This is a genomic window from Clostridium sp. OF09-36 (assembly GCF_003481985.1).
Lineage (GTDB): Bacteria > Bacillota > Clostridia > Lachnospirales > Lachnospiraceae > Brotaphodocola.
The window spans coordinates 1-15,334 of record NZ_QUMD01000005.1; the positions used below are offsets into that span (position 1 = coordinate 1).

At 46.0% G+C, this 15,334-nt stretch carries 16 protein-coding genes and 2 pseudogenes; all 18 read left to right on the forward strand.

Annotated features, from left to right (window positions below; translation table 11 throughout):
* A pseudogene (locus DXA97_RS05445) lies at window positions 1-602 on the forward strand (hypothetical protein); the annotation flags it as partial.
* A gap of 13 nt (window positions 603-615) precedes the next feature.
* Window positions 616-1,575, forward strand: a complete 960-nt coding sequence (locus DXA97_RS05450) for a phage minor head protein (protein ID WP_118651918.1) — start codon at window positions 616-618, stop codon at window positions 1,573-1,575.
* Between the two features lie 126 nt (window positions 1,576-1,701).
* A pseudogene (locus DXA97_RS05455) lies at window positions 1,702-2,060 on the forward strand (XkdF-like putative serine protease domain-containing protein).
* A 176-nt stretch (window positions 2,061-2,236) separates the two neighbouring features.
* Entirely contained in the window at window positions 2,237-3,223 is a 987-nt protein-coding gene (locus DXA97_RS05460) for a hypothetical protein (RefSeq protein ID WP_118718868.1), read from the forward strand.
* A gap of 29 nt (window positions 3,224-3,252) precedes the next feature.
* Complete coding sequence (locus DXA97_RS05465; RefSeq protein WP_118718869.1) at window positions 3,253-3,480, forward strand: hypothetical protein; 228 nt, start codon at window positions 3,253-3,255, stop codon at window positions 3,478-3,480.
* A gap of 3 nt (window positions 3,481-3,483) precedes the next feature.
* A complete protein-coding gene (locus DXA97_RS05470; protein WP_118651912.1) occupies window positions 3,484-3,882 on the forward strand; it encodes a capsid cement protein in 399 nt (132 codons plus the stop codon).
* A 21-nt stretch (window positions 3,883-3,903) separates the two neighbouring features.
* Window positions 3,904-4,941, forward strand: a complete 1,038-nt coding sequence (locus tag DXA97_RS05475; RefSeq protein ID WP_118651910.1) for a hypothetical protein — start codon at window positions 3,904-3,906, stop codon at window positions 4,939-4,941.
* Between the two features lie 19 nt (window positions 4,942-4,960).
* Entirely contained in the window at window positions 4,961-5,461 is a 501-nt protein-coding gene (locus tag DXA97_RS05480) for a hypothetical protein (RefSeq protein WP_118651908.1), read from the forward strand.
* 15 nt (window positions 5,462-5,476) lie between these two features.
* Window positions 5,477-5,890, forward strand: a complete 414-nt coding sequence (locus DXA97_RS05485) for a hypothetical protein (protein WP_118651906.1) — start codon at window positions 5,477-5,479, stop codon at window positions 5,888-5,890.
* Entirely contained in the window at window positions 5,887-6,264 is a 378-nt protein-coding gene (locus tag DXA97_RS05490) for a hypothetical protein (RefSeq protein ID WP_118651904.1), read from the forward strand. Before DXA97_RS05485 ends, DXA97_RS05490 begins: the two co-directional genes overlap by 4 nt.
* Window positions 6,242-6,676: a hypothetical protein gene (locus tag DXA97_RS05495; protein WP_118651902.1), complete on the forward strand. Its 435-nt coding sequence runs from the start codon at window positions 6,242-6,244 to the stop codon at window positions 6,674-6,676. Before DXA97_RS05490 ends, DXA97_RS05495 begins: the two co-directional genes overlap by 23 nt.
* Before the next feature lie 14 nt (window positions 6,677-6,690).
* The gene (locus tag DXA97_RS05500) at window positions 6,691-6,999 is read left to right on the forward strand and encodes a DUF5026 domain-containing protein (protein WP_118651900.1); all 309 of its coding nucleotides are present in this window, start codon (window positions 6,691-6,693) and stop codon (window positions 6,997-6,999) included.
* Window positions 6,996-7,883: a hypothetical protein gene (locus tag DXA97_RS05505; protein WP_118718870.1), complete on the forward strand. Its 888-nt coding sequence runs from the start codon at window positions 6,996-6,998 to the stop codon at window positions 7,881-7,883. The genes DXA97_RS05500 and DXA97_RS05505 overlap by 4 nt, the downstream gene beginning before the upstream one ends.
* Window positions 7,884-7,894: 11 nt before the next feature.
* Entirely contained in the window at window positions 7,895-8,167 is a 273-nt protein-coding gene (locus tag DXA97_RS05510) for a hypothetical protein (RefSeq protein ID WP_118718871.1), read from the forward strand.
* Between the two features lie 3 nt (window positions 8,168-8,170).
* On the forward strand, window positions 8,171-9,577 hold the full coding sequence (locus DXA97_RS05515; protein ID WP_118651894.1) for a phage tail sheath subtilisin-like domain-containing protein: 1,407 nt from the start codon (window positions 8,171-8,173) through the stop codon (window positions 9,575-9,577).
* Window positions 9,578-9,591: 14 nt separating this feature from the next.
* On the forward strand, window positions 9,592-10,050 hold the full coding sequence (locus DXA97_RS05520; protein WP_118651892.1) for a hypothetical protein: 459 nt from the start codon (window positions 9,592-9,594) through the stop codon (window positions 10,048-10,050).
* Window positions 10,051-10,140: 90 nt separating this feature from the next.
* Window positions 10,141-10,698 (forward strand): hypothetical protein, encoded by a 558-nt coding sequence (locus DXA97_RS05525; protein ID WP_118651890.1) that lies wholly within the window; start codon window positions 10,141-10,143, stop codon window positions 10,696-10,698.
* 234 nt (window positions 10,699-10,932) lie between these two features.
* Entirely contained in the window at window positions 10,933-15,333 is a 4,401-nt protein-coding gene (locus DXA97_RS20055; protein WP_182436804.1) for a phage tail tape measure protein, read from the forward strand.
* Window position 15,334 lies beyond the last annotated feature (1 nt).

Here is a 15,334-nt window from a genome sequence, read left to right on the forward strand (position 1 = left end):
AGATGGAGGGCGTTGTTCTTCCAGATGGCTATAAACTGGAACTATTAAGTACCGGAGGCAGCCGACAATTTGATACAAACGCAATCATCAACCGCTATGATAACCGTATTGCAATGACGGTACTGGCGGATTTTATATTTTTGGGGCATGAGCAAAACGGCAGTTGGGCGTTGAGTTCCGATAAAACGGAGCTGTTCTCAATGGCGTGCGGAGCATTTCTTGATATTATCTGCGAAACATTCAACAGCCAGGCAATCCCGGCTTTGATTGATATTAACGGAGAGCATTTCAAGGGCATCACAGATTATCCCAAAATGACGCATGGGGATATTGAGGATGCAGACATCACGAAAGTTTCTGCATTTATCAAAGATATGACCGGTATCGGTGTACTGGTTCCCGATGATGGTTTGGAAGATTACATTAGACAGGTGGGACATTTACCGGAGAGAACATCTGACACAAGAACACCTGATGAGGTAAGAGCAACACAACAGACGCAGAACCAACCGCCAGAAAGCGCAACGGCGGCAGGGAAAGAGCCAAAGGATGGCGATGGAGAAATACCCAGTGACATTACTGAGCTGCCAAACGGCGGCTAGGGAGGTACTAATCATGGCAATATTGATAAGACCTGGGAAGAGGTTCAGAAAAGCCAGAGCCGGTAACGGTGCGGAAATCCTGAAAAAGTTGGAGGATTATCTGAAAACAGCCAGTTCAGAACCGGTTGAGCTGTTATGCGGATTCTGGAAAGACCAGTCCAATGCCATCACGTATCAGGAATTAAGACAGGCAGTGCTTGATGGAGAGCTGGACGAAAAGACAGCCGATGAATGGATGCAGGACTATTCTTTATTGGTGCAGGGAAAACTCAACGGTATGTGGCAGAATGCGATTATAGCCGGTTCCACAAGCCAGCCAATAATCCAGGCTCTTGCAGATATGGATTATATTTTTTCAACGAAGCAGGTTCTTGGATGGATACAGGAAAGAGGGGCCGAGCTTGTGACACAATGCACTGATACGCAGAAAGAGGCAATCAAGGTATTCCTGGAAAGGACAGTTCGGGAAAGACATTCGGTTGATGAACTGGCAAAGATGATTCGCCCCTGTATTGGGCTGACGAAGCCGCAGGCGCAGGCAAATCTCAAATATTACGAAAATATGGTCAAAACTTTGAGAGAACAGCATCCGAGGATGAAAGCAGAAAGCATCCAGAAGAAAGCCAGGACAGCCGCAATGAAGTATGCAGAACGTCAGCACCGGCAGAGGGCGGACAATATTGCACAAACGGAAATGGCATACGCTTACAACAAGGGAGCTGATGAGAGCGTGCGACAGGCGCAGGAACAGAAACTTATAGGCGAGGTCATAAAGAGATGGAGCACATCAGGCGATGATATGGTGTGCTCTTTGTGTAGTTCTTTGGAGGGTGTGGAAATTGGCATGGATGAGGAATTTTCTTTCAAGGGAATAGGAACCAAAGTTACAACCGACCTCACACCACCAGCGCATCCGAGATGTGCGTGCGCTATTGAGTACATAGAGGTCACACCTGATAAAAATAAAAAGTAGAGGAGGCGAGGAATCATGCAGAAGTTTTCGGAGCTGATAAAGAAATCAACGGAAGATGGAGTCGGAAAGAAGAAACCGGCAGTGCAGAAAGGGCGGTTCAAGATTGCAAAATCTGATGATGATAAGATGCTGGCGTTTGGATGGGCGAATGTATCCATCACCGCAGATGGGGAATTGATAGAAGATTACCAGGAGGACATCATCGAACCGGAGGAACTTGAAAGTGCTGCTTACAAGTTCGCAGAACTGTACCGGGAGGGCGGAGAGATGCACGAAAGAGGCGGAGCCGCAGTCCTTATCGAATCGGTGGTATTTACCGAGGAGAAAATGAAAGCAATGGGAATCCCGGAGGCACGTTGCCTGTCGGATGGTGGATTGGCTTCAAGGTGCTTGATGAGGATGTCTGGGAAAAGGTCAAAAGCGGCGAATACCCGATGTTCTCCATTGAGGGAGAAGCAGAGCGAGTGGAGGTTGAGGAAGAATGACAATACTTGCAGGAATAGGGATTTCCTTTTCGGTATGGCTGTTGGGGTGCTGTTAATATCCCTAAGCACAGTCACGAGAAAATATTTTGATGAAAAATAATAGCGGTAATACAGGGAGACATCCGGGAGGGTGCTTTTCTTGCATTATAAAGAATTTTTAAGAAAGGAGCAGAGCGATGGCAACAAAATTGAAAAACCTCAAAATCACAAAAGTTGATTTTGTGGACGATGGAGCCAATCCAGAGGCACACATCCGATTGTTTAAGAGCAAGGACGGTGTGGAGCCGCCACATGATGAGGGTGCAGAGAAGAAACCGAATATCTGGAAACGCCTGATTACGGCGATTACAAAAGCCGCAGGAAGTGAACCGGATACATCGGAGCTGGAAAGCGTGATAGATGATATTCAGAAGAGTTCGGAGAGCTTCGGAGAAAGAATTGCCGAAGTAAAAAACCGAAAAATCGCAGATGAAATCTGGGATATCTGTTACGCCCTCCAATCTTCTCTGTGTTCCATTCTGAATGATGAGGAAATGGATGGAACCAGTGCAGCAACAGCAATGCAGGAAAGCCTTGACGAGTTTTGCGAGTTTACAAAAGATGCAATCTCGCAGTGGTCCAGTGGTAAGGCAACCAACATTGTGAAGAAAGAGGAGGTTACGGCATCAGACCTGGCGATGATGAAATCCATCCGCAAGAGATTGGATGATACCATCGAAAAAGCAGAAAAGGCGCAGGATGAGCCTGGAACCGGAGAACCAAAGAAAAAGGACCAGAACAAAAATCAGAACGATGCGAAAGGAGCAGAAGAAATGAAAATTGACAAGAGCAAACTTACACCTGCAGAACTGGCTTTCTTACAGTCCATTGAGAAGCGTTACGGCGAAGAGGAGGTAGCCGCAGGAGCAGAGGGCGTAACTCCACTGGCGCAGAATCCGGAGGGAATACCGGCAACAGAGGTCGGTAAATCCAATACACCGGCGCAGGGAACAGATGGCGGAGAAGATATCTACAAGGGTATGCATCCGGCAGTAAGAGCGGAACTTGAGAACTTAAAGAAGTTCAGAGAGGCAACAGAGGAGCGTGAGCTGAGGACGTTGCCAAAAAGTATGAAATCATCGGAAAGAAGAAAGAAGAGCTTGTACCGGTACTCAAAAGTCTGAAAGCCGCAGGAGGCACAGCATATACAGATATGATTGCTGTACTCGATGGAGCGGTTGCAGCCGTTGAGAAGTCCGGTGCTTTTACTGAAATCGGTAAATCCGGTGGAGCTGGCACAACAGATGGCGCAGCATGGTTAAAGGCAGAAACCCAGGCGGCAGAGATTATGAAATCAAAGAATGTGACAAAGGCGCAGGCACTTGATGAAGTATTCCAGAATGACCCGGAACTTGCAGCAGAATGTGAAAAGGAGGAGTAAGACATGGCAGATTATTTTGGCACAAGCATCAATGAAAGCCCGACTATCGTGTTAGAGGCTGGAAAAGACATTGAGGGCGCACAGGGAATTGCCCTGGCAATCAAGAATGGTAAGGCTGAAAAGCCGACAGCCGGTGCAAATGTTATCGGCTTATCACTGTTTACGAATGATGAGAAAGTAAAGGCCGGTGATGATGTAGACATCCAGGTAAAGGACATCGGAAAGTGGATTGCCGGAGAGGCAGTTGCGGTTGGAGATGAGCTTACAACCAATGCAGAGGGAAAGGCAGTAAAAGCGGCGGCAGGTAATTTTATTACAGCAGTTGCCCTTAGTGCAGCAACAGAAGCAGGTAGCGTGGTAAAGGTTCAGCTTATTAAGGCTGGCTACAAACCGAAAGAGTAAGAAAGAGGAGGACTATAAACGATGGGCAACACAAGAGAAGTAAACGGAAATGCGGCGATTCTTGCGAGAATCAATAAGGGATGGAAACCTAACCGCTATTTAACAAACATGAGCATGGCTTATTTTGCTGACCCGAAAGACCATGTTGCAACCAGTATTTTTCCGATTTGTCCGGTGGATTTTTCTACCGGATTTTATTATGAATTTCTGAAAGGCGACCTTGCAAGAGATAATGTTGCGAGAAAGCCGGCTTTCGGTAAAGTATCACCGGCAAAGATGGGACACACTGATAACAGCTACAAATGCGTTGTAGACCAGATTATCGTAGGCGTAGACCAGATTGGAGCCATAAACTATCAGCGTGCAGGAGTACCGGCATCCATCGACCCAAGACGTAGCAAGGTACGTTTTGTATCAGAACAGCAGTTGCTTCACCTTGATATTTTATTCGCAGAGAGCTTTTTCAAGACAGGAGTTTGGGCGAATGAGTTCACTGGTATTTCATCTGGTACACCGAGCGGCAGCCAGTTCCTGAAATTCAATGATGCGAATTTCGACCCGGTTAATTTCTTCGATGCAAGAAAGAGAGAAATCAAGCTGGCAGGCAGACGTATGCCGAATAAGTTAAGCCTCGGCTATGATTCATTCACAGCATTAAAGAATCACCCGGACATCCTGGAGCGTGTGAAGTACACAGGCGGTACGGCAAATCCGGCAATCGTAAATGAACAGGTACTTGCACAGGTACTTGGATTTGAGGAAGTAAAGGTCCTGGAGGCAACATACAATGCCGCAGAAGAGGGACAGCCGGACGATATGAAGTTTGTATGCGAATCTGATGGAGCATTACTTACATACACAACAAATGCACCGGCTATTGATGAGCCGTCCGCAGGATATATCTTTACATGGGATATGCTCGGCAACGGAAACTACATGGCAACAGACCAGTTCGAGGGCGAGGGTGGTACTCATTCAGAGTTCATCGAGGGCTTAATGTCTACGGATATGAAGAAAACCTCCGATGACCTGGCTTGCTACCTGTCTGCGTGTGTGTAAACAGTAAGGAGGTACAGCGATGAGCTATGTTTGTACAAAAGCTCTTCGTATCAGTGGTGTTGATTATGCCCCTGGGGATGCAATCCCTGATGGGGCAATCCGCCCTGAAAGAGTAAGAGCATTAAAAACATCCGGCTTTATTGGAGAGCTTACAGAGGAAGTAGCACCACCGGCTGATAAGAAACCGGAGGAAAAAGTGGTTATCGAGCAGGTAACAATCCCGGTAAAGGCAGAAGATGGCAGAGAAATGGAGGTATCACTTGTGCTTTCAGGAGTTGTGAAAGTATTTGAGGTTATGCAGATGCCGGAAGAGGATGCTGTCAAAGAAATTGCAGGAATTGAGGATGAAAACATTCTTATTACGATTCATGCCACAGAGAGCAGAGAAGCGGTAAAAGCGGCGGCAAAATCCAGAGCCGTTGAATTAAGCACAGGCGGCGAGAAAAAGGCAGCCACAGGCGGTAAGAAGCCTACAAAGGGTAGTGCGAAAGACACAGACAAAGATACGGAGAAAAAGTAAAGGCGGTGCGTGAATATGGCAACAGGAACTTACAGTTACAACCCGGCAGACCTTAAAGGAAACACGATGAGCCGTATGCGTTTTGAGCTTGGCGATACGATGGTACAGGGAGCCGAAAATACTTGTGCGGTAACGGATGAGGAAATCAATGCTGCCATTGAAATGTACCCGAAGTCATGGAAGAAAGCAAAGCTGATGCTGGTAGAGAGTATCTACCGGCGTTTTTCGTATGAGGTGGATACAAAGACAGGACCATTATCTTTGAGCCTACACGAAAGGGCGGAAACCTGGAAAGAGGCATACGAGGCATTGAAGAAAGAAGTCAAAGCCGAAAATATTTCCGTTCCGGCATTTGCAGGAAACGCAGGCAAGAAACCACCGTATTTCTTTACCGGTATGCAGGAGAATGAAAGGACGAGGCAGGGATGATAAATGCAAACATGATGTATTTAAGACCTGGCAACCTTTTCAAAGAATTTGTGATTGAAAATAACCGGCAGAAAGTGACATCCACCGGGCGAGTAGTGAATGACCATAAAGGGGACGGCATAAAAACTCTGTATGGATGCCTTGCAGATGCAACCACAGAAACTGCGAAAAATAAGTCTACCGAGGACCATACCGTTACACATACGATTGTGCAGAGAGGAACACCTTTAGCGAAGAAAACTGATAAATTAGTGCTGGGAAATCGTGTTTTTTATGTTGTTGCAGTAGATGATACAGGAGGTCTTGGAATTTCCACCCTGTATTATGTCGAGGAAAGGGATGATATAAAAAATGACACCAGAACAGGCTCCTGATGGAGTAAGAGAGGCAGTCGAAAAAGAGGTAAAGCACATCAATCAGAAAGTCCGGTCAAAGGCAGCCAGAGTAAATAATGCATTGAGAAATGCAGAGCTGGAAGTGCTGAAAGGACAGAGAGGCGGAAAGAGATACCGCAAGCCGCATTCAAAACGTACCTATCAGGCATCATCACCCGGAGAACCACCGGCAAGAAGAACAGGTGCATTGCGATTACAGTGGGCCAAAGGCGTTGATGGTGGTTCATCTGGAAGTGGTGGAGCAAAATATACGGCATACATCGAAAGCCAGGTTCCGTATGCAGGGTATTTGGAAAACGGTACAAGCAAAATGGCGGCAAGACCGTATGTGGAAAAAATCAAAGAAAAGGCACTGCCGGAAATAGAAAGTATTTTCAGCGAAGATAGCTGATAGGAGGCGAAGAGATGGAACTGATTACAGAAAAGCCAGTGAAGCAGTTCGACACATCCGCCATAGCGAAAGGCAATCTCATATATGCAAAGCATTCCTCATGGGATGCAGGAAAGAGTGGATTCGTTACAGGAGTGAACGGAAATGAAATTGCGGTGCAGTTTCATCCGGGCATTGGGAATGTGACGAATCATTTTTTTATCCTGGCATCAGAGGCAGCCGCAGGGCAATGGGAAATCCGATGGTCTGTGGATATGTCCGAAGTATATGAGTACGGCATAACGCATGAGGAGGAGCCTGTCGAGAATGGAGGGCAGGAATGAAACTGGAAGAACTGATTCAAAAAAGATTTACAGAGCGTGAGGGATTAACAAAATTCCTTGTCAAGTTTGGAGATTACCCGGCGATATTCAGCCCGGAGGCTCCAAAGGATAACCAGAACTGGGGTACAGATGTTCATTATCCGAGGCTTGTATATAACTATGATATGCAGGCGGATGAGGAGCGGAAGAGCGCAGGAACATTGTCTGTATCGTTGCTATGCCAGAACACAGAGGATGCGACAGAGGAAGATATAACACCGGAAATGCTTGAACCGCTGGTTCGGGATTGTCTGAAAGATGTGTTGCTCCATTCCGAAGATGGAAAGCTGTATGCATTCGCATGGAACCGGACGGACGCATTTGAACTGGCAGAAAGCAAAACAGACCTTATTATCGGTAGCGATGTGAGGTTTGACATCCTGGAATATACAAGCCAGGAAACAACCGACCCGGACCCGGTAATGGCAATGAATAAGTTCGTAAAAGAACTGTATCCAGAGTGCATCGTGGTAGGGCTTGACCGTATGGAGGAAATTACAGAGGCTTCAAGAGAAACGCCTGTTATATATTGCAGGCTCAATAGCATGGAAAAAGTAGAGGAAACGAATACGGTTGTTTGGATGGATGGTAAACTTGCCATCCATATTTTATGCCCGGACACTGATATGAGGCTGAAAATGGCAGCCGCTATCACAAATGCGATGTCACCAGACGGAGAAGTCACAATGCTGGATTACTCACCAATGTTTATCCGCAAATTACAGATGGACAATAAATCTGATTACCTGAAAGACGGTCAGATTTTTGTAACAGGCAGATATGGTTTATTGCGATACAAAGCAAAACCACATCAGCTTAATAGAACCACGCAAAATTATTTTTAGGAGGTATGAAGATGCCAAGAACAAAAGCAGAATCCACAGCAGATGCAGTGGAGGAACAGAAAACCGATGCTGTCGAAGATACTGCACCGGTACAGGCAGAAGAGCCAAAAGCTCCGGCAGAATCCGAGTACACAATCGAGGAACTTGCAGACGGGGCAGGAAACATTTTCAAAGTCCAAAGAGAATGTGTTGTTGCGGCATTAAAAGTCGCAGGAGTAACAACGTGTACAGTGTCTAAAGCCAAAGAGCTTGTGGACGCATTCATGAAAAAGGAGGTCAAATAAGATATGGCTGGAACTTATGTCTTAGGAGAAACAAAAGTCAGACCGGGAGCATATTTCAATATTCAGAAGAAAGGGACAGGACAGCAGAGTGGCACTGTAAGCGGTGTTACGGCTGTCCTTTTTCGTTCCGATTTTGGACCGTTAAATACTGCGGTTGAATTAAATCCCGATGATGGATTTGCAAACACTTTCGGTAATGGAGGCACAACAGATGCCATCCAGGAGGCAATCAACGGCGGAGCGCAGACAATTATTGCTTGCCGAGTTGGTAATGGAGGAACATCGGCAACTGCCACTCTGAACACAGCAGAGGGACAGGCGGCAGTAAAAATCACAGCAGCATATCCGGGAAAGAAAGCCTTTACCGTAACGGTAAGGGAAAAGCTGACAGACAGCACCCTGAAAGAGTGTATCATCTATGCCGGTGTGACAGAATTTGAGAAAGTCGAATTTACCGCAGGCGCAGGAGAAGCAAAAGCACTTGCAGATGCATTTGCAGCAACGAAGAAATTCAAAGCAGAGGTACAGTCTGGAAAAGACCAGGCAATCGTGATGAATGTATCACAGAACGCCTTTACTCCGGGAACCGACCCGCAGGTTACGAATGAGGATTACTCAAACGGATTTGTAGCTGTCGAGCCTTACGAGTTCAATACAATCTGTGTTGATACGGAGGAAACAGCAGTACATATCCTGATGCAGTCATTCATGAAACGTATTTTCGGTGTAGGTTCCCTGACACAGGGAGTTGTAGCAGAAAAGCATACTGTTGACCTGGAAACCAGAATGAGCCATGCGGCATCATTCAATGATGAAAAAATGAACTATGTTCTCAATGCTTATGTGAATGAGCAGGGCAAGGAGATTGACGGATACCAGACGGCGGCACGTTTGGCAGGAATGATTGGAGCTTGCGCTTCAAATTCTTCCCTTACACATACTGTTGTGAGTGGATTCAGTGAAATCCTGGAACGCCTCACAAATACACAGATGATTGCTGCAGAAAAGAAAGGCTGCATCGTACTCAGCTACAGCAGCGCAAAACAGGTGTGGATTGATAATGCTATCAACACTCTTATTACACCGGCTGACAATCAGGATGATGGTTGGAAGAAAATCAGAAGAGTAAAGACCAGATTCGAGCTTATCCGCAGAATGAATGCGGCGGCAGATGCACTTGTCGGAAAGGTAGACAATGACAAGGATGGTCGAAGCACTGTAGTAAGCCAGTTACAGGCAATCGGTGACAATATGATTGCCGAGGGAAAACTGACAGCGATTACCGTTTCCGAAAGCGCAGTAAATGTGGCTGATGGGGACAGTGCTTGGTTTGATATTGACGTTGTTGACAAGGATTCTATGGAACACATCTACCTGTCTTATAGATTCCAGTTCAGCACAAATGCATAAGGAGGTAACGGAAGATGATTAACACAAGAGCAGCCGGAGATTCTCGTTTTGCGAGAACCGGTAAAGATGGAGCGATTTACAACGCTGACGGCGTGTTGCTGGCTACCGTAGACAGCTTCACAGCTAATGTAACTTATAACAATGCCGCATATTCCGTTTTAGGAAATGCGCAGGAGCTTGAAACCGCAAACACATTTAAGGTTGCCCTTACAATGTCCCAGGTTGTGGTTGAGGATGATGCTTTCATCCAGGAGCTTGTCGAGGCTATGGAATCACAGACAATGCCTGTATGGGATTTCCAGGGCGTGCTCAAGGGAAGAAACGGCACCGAGGAAAGAATGGTGTATCGTGAGTGCATTCCGAGTGGACAGGTTGATTTACAGAACATTACCGTCGGGGATGTTATCAAGAGAGCATGGAACTTTGCGGTCAACAGACCACCGAAATTACAGAACTTACTTGCACTGGGTTAAGAAATACAGTGCGATTCACCGGAGGGTGCCGAGATGGCATCCTCCATTTAATTTTAACAATATTTTTTGAAAGATGGAGGAAAAAACGATATGGCAGATACAACAAAAAAAGCAAGTGTACAGATTGTAAATGAGGAGCAGGAGAACATGGCAGTTACGGAAGTGGAAACAACCGAAGAGGAGAACAAAACCCTCATCAGAATGAATGAGGATGATTTCATCCAGGGACTTATCAGTGCGGCTGATTATGCGAAAGATGATACACAGCGCATCGAAATTGCCAGAAATGGAAAGGTGCTTTTCGCATTTGAAATCAGACCGTTATCCGAAGAGGAATACAACAAGTGCAAGAAGAAACACACCAAGTACGTGAGAAACAAACAGTTCGGTATGAAATTACCGGAGGAAACGAACACTGTCAAATTCAGAGATGCACTGATTTATACAGCGACGGTTGAAGCAGACCGCGAAAAGCTCTGGGATAACAAAAAGGTATGGGAAAGCCTTAGAGCAAAAGACCTCCAGATTATGAATGGTCTGGATGTTATCGAATACTGCCTGAAAGCCGGAGAGAAAGACAAGATTATTGAGTGCATCGATTCTCTTAGCGGATTCGAGGAGAATATCGAGGAAGTAGCAAAAAACTAATTAAAGCCGGAGGAAAGACTTGTCTGTTGCATCACATATTCCAACGGACAGGAATTACACCGGATGAATTTTATAAAAAACCGCATGGAGTACAGGCGTTTATGCTTGCGTCCATGCGGATTTATTTAGAAAGCACGAAAGGAGGAGAGGAGGACGGCGGAAACAATACGAATTGAGATACCTATCGAAGTCGATGATAACACTGGTCCTGGTACATCGAGTGTTGAAAAGAACATGAACAAAGTCAAGGATGCAGCCGACAAAGTGAAAAGCTCTACCGACCAAATGAGCACATCTGCGAAAAAGGCAAATGATGAGGTTACAAAGTTTGACCGGTCGGCACAGAAAACACAGAAAAGTTTGTTATCATGGGCGAAAGAAAAGTATTCGGTGCTGTTGGAGGCGAAAGATAAGATTTCACCAATATTGTCAACAATCAAGGGTGGTCTTACCAGTTTTGGAAGAAAGACCTGGAGCGTGACAATGAAAGCAGTAGACCTTGCCACCGCACCGATACGAGGCGTAATAAACCTCCTAAAAAATCCAATCTTGCAAGTGGGGGCGGTTCTCGGTGTCAGTATCGGATTGAAAGATACGATTGATACATATAAGGACTTCGAGGCCGCTATATCACAGGTCAAAGCAGTAAGCGGGGCAACCGGCAGTGAATTCGATAAATTAACAGCCAAGGCAAAGGAGATGGGAGCGACCACAAAATTTACCGCCACGCAGAGTGCAGAGGCATTTAATTATATGGCTATGGCCGGATGGGATTCACAGCAGATGCTTGATGGTATCGAGGGAATCCTGAACCTGGCAGCTGCATCCGGGGAGGATTTAGGAACAACCAGTGATATTGTAACAGATGCGCTCACAGCGTTTGGTTTGAAAGCCAGCGATGCGGCGCATTTTTCAGATGTATTGGCACAGTCGGCGGCGAGTGCAAATACCAATGTTTCCATGATGGGAGAATCTTTCAAATATGTTGCACCAATCGCAGGAGCGATGAAGTACAGCGTTGAGGACACATCTCTTGCCCTGGGACTGATGGCAAATGCAAGCGTAAAGGGTTCGATGGCTGGTACATCCTTAAAAACAGCGTTGGCGAATATGGCGGCACCAACAGATAAGATGGCAACCGCCATGAAGAAATACGGAATCAGCCTTACGGATAGCAACGGAAATATGAAAACGCTGAAAGGCGTTCTTGATAATTTACGTTCAAGCCTGGGAGGATTATCTGAAACCGAAAAGACAGCAGCCGCAAGTACCATTTTCGGTAAAGAGGCTATGTCTGGTATGCTGGCAATTATCAATGCGACAGAATCCGATTACAACAAACTGGCTGAATCTATCAACAATGCAGATGGAGCCGCATCTAAAATGTCTGACACTATGCTGGATAACTTAGAGGGTTCAATCACATTGCTGCAATCAGCTATGGATGGAGTAAAAATCTCATTCGGAGAAAGATTATCTCCTTATGTGAGAGGCATTGCGGATTGGCTGACGGAGCAGATGCCGGAAGTTGAGCAGGGACTTAATGAGATGATGGACTGGGTAGACAGCAAAGTGGACCGAATGAAGAGGAAATTCAAAGAATTATCACAGTCGGATGAGTGGAAAAATGCGGATTTCTTCGGAAAAGTGAAACTTGCCTGGGATGATTTCATCGCAGAACCGTTCAGCGAATGGTGGCACAGCACCGGAAAGCAGAAAATCGCAGATATTGCAGGCGATATGGGAACCAGCATCGGAACCGGATTAAAGCTCGGAATATTAACACTTCTTGGAGTGGATGTTTCGGACACTTTGAATGAGGGTGCGAGCGTTGGGGCTTCGTTTGCGAAAGGATTTGCAGAGGGGTTCGATACAGATGCGATAGCAAGCAAACTGTTTGAGGGCTTCGGAAATATGGTAAAGAGCGCAGGAAAGTTACTTCCAGGGGGAGAATCGGCAGATTTATCCTCCATTTTTTCTGCAATTATGCTTGCCAAAATCGCAGGTCCAGTTGCGAGCCTTGGCAAAGGTGCTTTCAGCGTAGGAAAAGCAATTTTCGGTAAAGATGCAGCCACCGGAACATCACTGGCCGGAAGTATTGGAAGTTCAATCATAGGTTCAGCCGCAAAGGGAACCGGTCTAAAAGGACTTGGCGTAACGATGGGTATGATTGGAAACACATTCGGTTCTGGAGCCACTACCGGTGCAGGATTGATTGCGGCAGGAACAGCCGGTACAGCCGGAGGGGTAGCCGCAGGAGCAACACTTGTAAGTGCAGGAATTGATGCGTACAAAGCATTGAAATCCGATGATAAAGCCGAAAAGTCAGCTTATGGAGAATCCGCCGCATGGAAAGCAGGGGGAGTTGCAGCCGGAGCAGCCGCAGGCGCGGCAATCGGTAGCATTATTCCTGGTCTTGGTACTGCGGTAGGTGCCTTGGTAGGCGCAGGAGTTGGAGGCATTGCAGGTTGGATAAAGGGAAACAAGGTCAAGAAAGAGTATCAGGACAATGTGGAGGAGATGCAGAAAGAAGCTGAAAAAGCTCAAAAGGTATTCGATGCCACTGGATTATCAATCGACAAAGTAAGATTTGCGAATGATGATTTGAACGATGCAATGAATGACAGTTCCGTAACCGCAGAACAGCTTGCATCATACATCCAGGAGGATGTTGCAAAGGTCGGAAAAGAGGCTTTCGGTAACATAAAGTTATCGCTTAGTGAAATTAAAGACCTTGCGAACAAAATCACGTTTGCTGATATGGGCGATGGAATTACAAAGTTCAATGAGGCAACGGAGAGCGCAAAAGAATCCTTATCATCTTTGGAGAGTTCTGTTTCCACGATGAAAAAGGAAAACTGGAAAGTTGGTCTGGGTATGCAGTTATCCGAAACGGATGTGGATGATTACAAAACATCCATTGATAATTTTGTGAAGTCGGCGCAGGACTACATCGAAAACAGCCATTACGAGGCTACAGTTGCCCTAGAATTGCTTACAAACGGCGAGGGCAGCACAGAGGGGCTTGACAGTATGTATAACAACATGAAATCCCAGATAGAAGAACTATCGGGAAAATTGAGTGATACAGTGAACATTGCCCTGGAAGATGGAGTTATCACGCTGGATGAATCGAAAGAAATCACAAATCTGCAAGAACAGATTACAGAAATTACAGAGAAAGTATCAAAAGCGCAGGAGGATGCATCGTTCCAGACCTTGAAAATCAAGTACGGAAATGGTGCAAGTCTTGATATTGATTCATTCAATCAGTTGCAGGAGGAGTTGCAGGCACAGGTAAGTTCTTTCAAAGAAACTTATGATAATGCGCTTACAGTAACCCTCACAAACCTTAATTTGCAGTTATCCGAGGGAGCTATCACGCAGGAGCAGTACGATGCGGCTGTACAGCAGGCTACCGATGGATATTACGCAAACATCAACGATATGGAGGTGAGAGTATCAAGTTTCAATCTGGATACGATAGCAGAGGCTTGGAATGATGAGCTTGCCGGTATTATGCCGGATATGGAGGGTAGCGTTTCTGAAAAATTGAACGCTGCTTTACAGACTGCATTATCAGAAAAACCGGATATATCAAGCTGGACCCAGGAGGATATGATGGGATGGCTTGGACTTGATGATATGACAATAGACACATCAGCTTTTGAAAATATCTATCAGGAGTTGGTGGCAACAGCAGAAAATATGGCACCGACAGCTAAAGAGGAAATCGTGCAAAGTCTGAAAGAATCCATCCCAACGATGGAGGAAGTCATGGCAGAGTACGGTCCAATTTCCAATGAGGCATACGAATCCATAGTAGAGCAATACAAAGAAGCGATGAACAGCTCTTTCGAGAGCGCAGATTTTTCTAGTATTGGCACAACATTAAGCACGAAAATGAGTGATTCGATTTTGAATACTGATACGTCAGCATTCTCAACAGCATTTGCGGAGCTTGGAACGAAATCTGGAACCGATGCGGCAACAGCTTTCCAGGCTGCGGATTACTCCGGTGTAGGTGCGGCTGTTGGAAGTGGAATCAGCAGTGCTATTACAAATGCTGATATGGCACAGATTAACAGTGCGGTAGATGCACTGAAATCAAATACGGATAGTTCCGTAAACAGTGCGTTTGGCGCAGGCGTTTCTACAACAATGCCGGTAAGCGTAACCCTGGACTATTCACTTGTGAATCCGACAAAGACGTTCACGATAGGCGGTGGAGGAAGTGGAAGTACAACACTTACTGTATCGGCTCATGCAAGCGGCGGTTATGTAAATGACAAGCAGTTGTCATGGGTTGGAGAAGAGGGACCGGAGGCAATCATACCTTTAGTTCCCGGCAGAAGAAACAGAGCGCTGGAACTGTACAAAGAGGTTGGGGACATTCTCGGAGTACAGGCAAATGCGAATGGTAACATCATCGGAGAGGCAGCACCTTTAGGTGGAGGAAGTGGAAGTACAACCATCGGAAGTACAGCAACAGAAATGTTTGCTTACAGCTCCATTTCGGACTTTTTATCTCTCAATGATAATTTGTTAGCCGAAGCGATTAGAAACGGAGCCACAGGCTATAACGGATTCACAGAGGGTACAGAAAGCGATTCAGATACGCAGATGAACCTTTGAG

Excerpts from the sequence above, each read along its gene's own strand:
- DXA97_RS05450 (WP_118651918.1), top strand. The coding sequence starts at position 616 with ATGGCAATATTGATAAGACCTGGGAAGAGGTTCAGAAAAGCCAGAGCC.
- DXA97_RS05465 (WP_118718869.1), top strand. The coding sequence starts at position 3,253 with ATGATTGCTGTACTCGATGGAGCGGTTGCAGCCGTTGAGAAGTCCGGT.
- DXA97_RS05475 (WP_118651910.1), top strand. The coding sequence starts at position 3,904 with ATGGGCAACACAAGAGAAGTAAACGGAAATGCGGCGATTCTTGCGAGA.
- DXA97_RS05500 (WP_118651900.1), top strand. The coding sequence starts at position 6,691 with ATGGAACTGATTACAGAAAAGCCAGTGAAGCAGTTCGACACATCCGCC.
- DXA97_RS05525 (WP_118651890.1), top strand. The coding sequence starts at position 10,141 with ATGGCAGATACAACAAAAAAAGCAAGTGTACAGATTGTAAATGAGGAG.
- DXA97_RS05470 (WP_118651912.1), top strand. The coding sequence starts at position 3,484 with ATGGCAGATTATTTTGGCACAAGCATCAATGAAAGCCCGACTATCGTG.
- DXA97_RS05515 (WP_118651894.1), top strand. The coding sequence starts at position 8,171 with ATGGCTGGAACTTATGTCTTAGGAGAAACAAAAGTCAGACCGGGAGCA.
- DXA97_RS05510 (WP_118718871.1), top strand. The coding sequence starts at position 7,895 with ATGCCAAGAACAAAAGCAGAATCCACAGCAGATGCAGTGGAGGAACAG.
- DXA97_RS05490 (WP_118651904.1), top strand. The coding sequence starts at position 5,887 with ATGATAAATGCAAACATGATGTATTTAAGACCTGGCAACCTTTTCAAA.
- DXA97_RS05495 (WP_118651902.1), top strand. The coding sequence starts at position 6,242 with ATGACACCAGAACAGGCTCCTGATGGAGTAAGAGAGGCAGTCGAAAAA.
- DXA97_RS05505 (WP_118718870.1), top strand. The coding sequence starts at position 6,996 with ATGAAACTGGAAGAACTGATTCAAAAAAGATTTACAGAGCGTGAGGGA.
- DXA97_RS05460 (WP_118718868.1), top strand. The coding sequence starts at position 2,237 with ATGGCAACAAAATTGAAAAACCTCAAAATCACAAAAGTTGATTTTGTG.
- DXA97_RS05520 (WP_118651892.1), top strand. The coding sequence starts at position 9,592 with ATGATTAACACAAGAGCAGCCGGAGATTCTCGTTTTGCGAGAACCGGT.
- DXA97_RS05480 (WP_118651908.1), top strand. The coding sequence starts at position 4,961 with ATGAGCTATGTTTGTACAAAAGCTCTTCGTATCAGTGGTGTTGATTAT.
- DXA97_RS05485 (WP_118651906.1), top strand. The coding sequence starts at position 5,477 with ATGGCAACAGGAACTTACAGTTACAACCCGGCAGACCTTAAAGGAAAC.
- DXA97_RS20055 (WP_182436804.1), top strand. The coding sequence starts at position 10,933 with ATGAACAAAGTCAAGGATGCAGCCGACAAAGTGAAAAGCTCTACCGAC.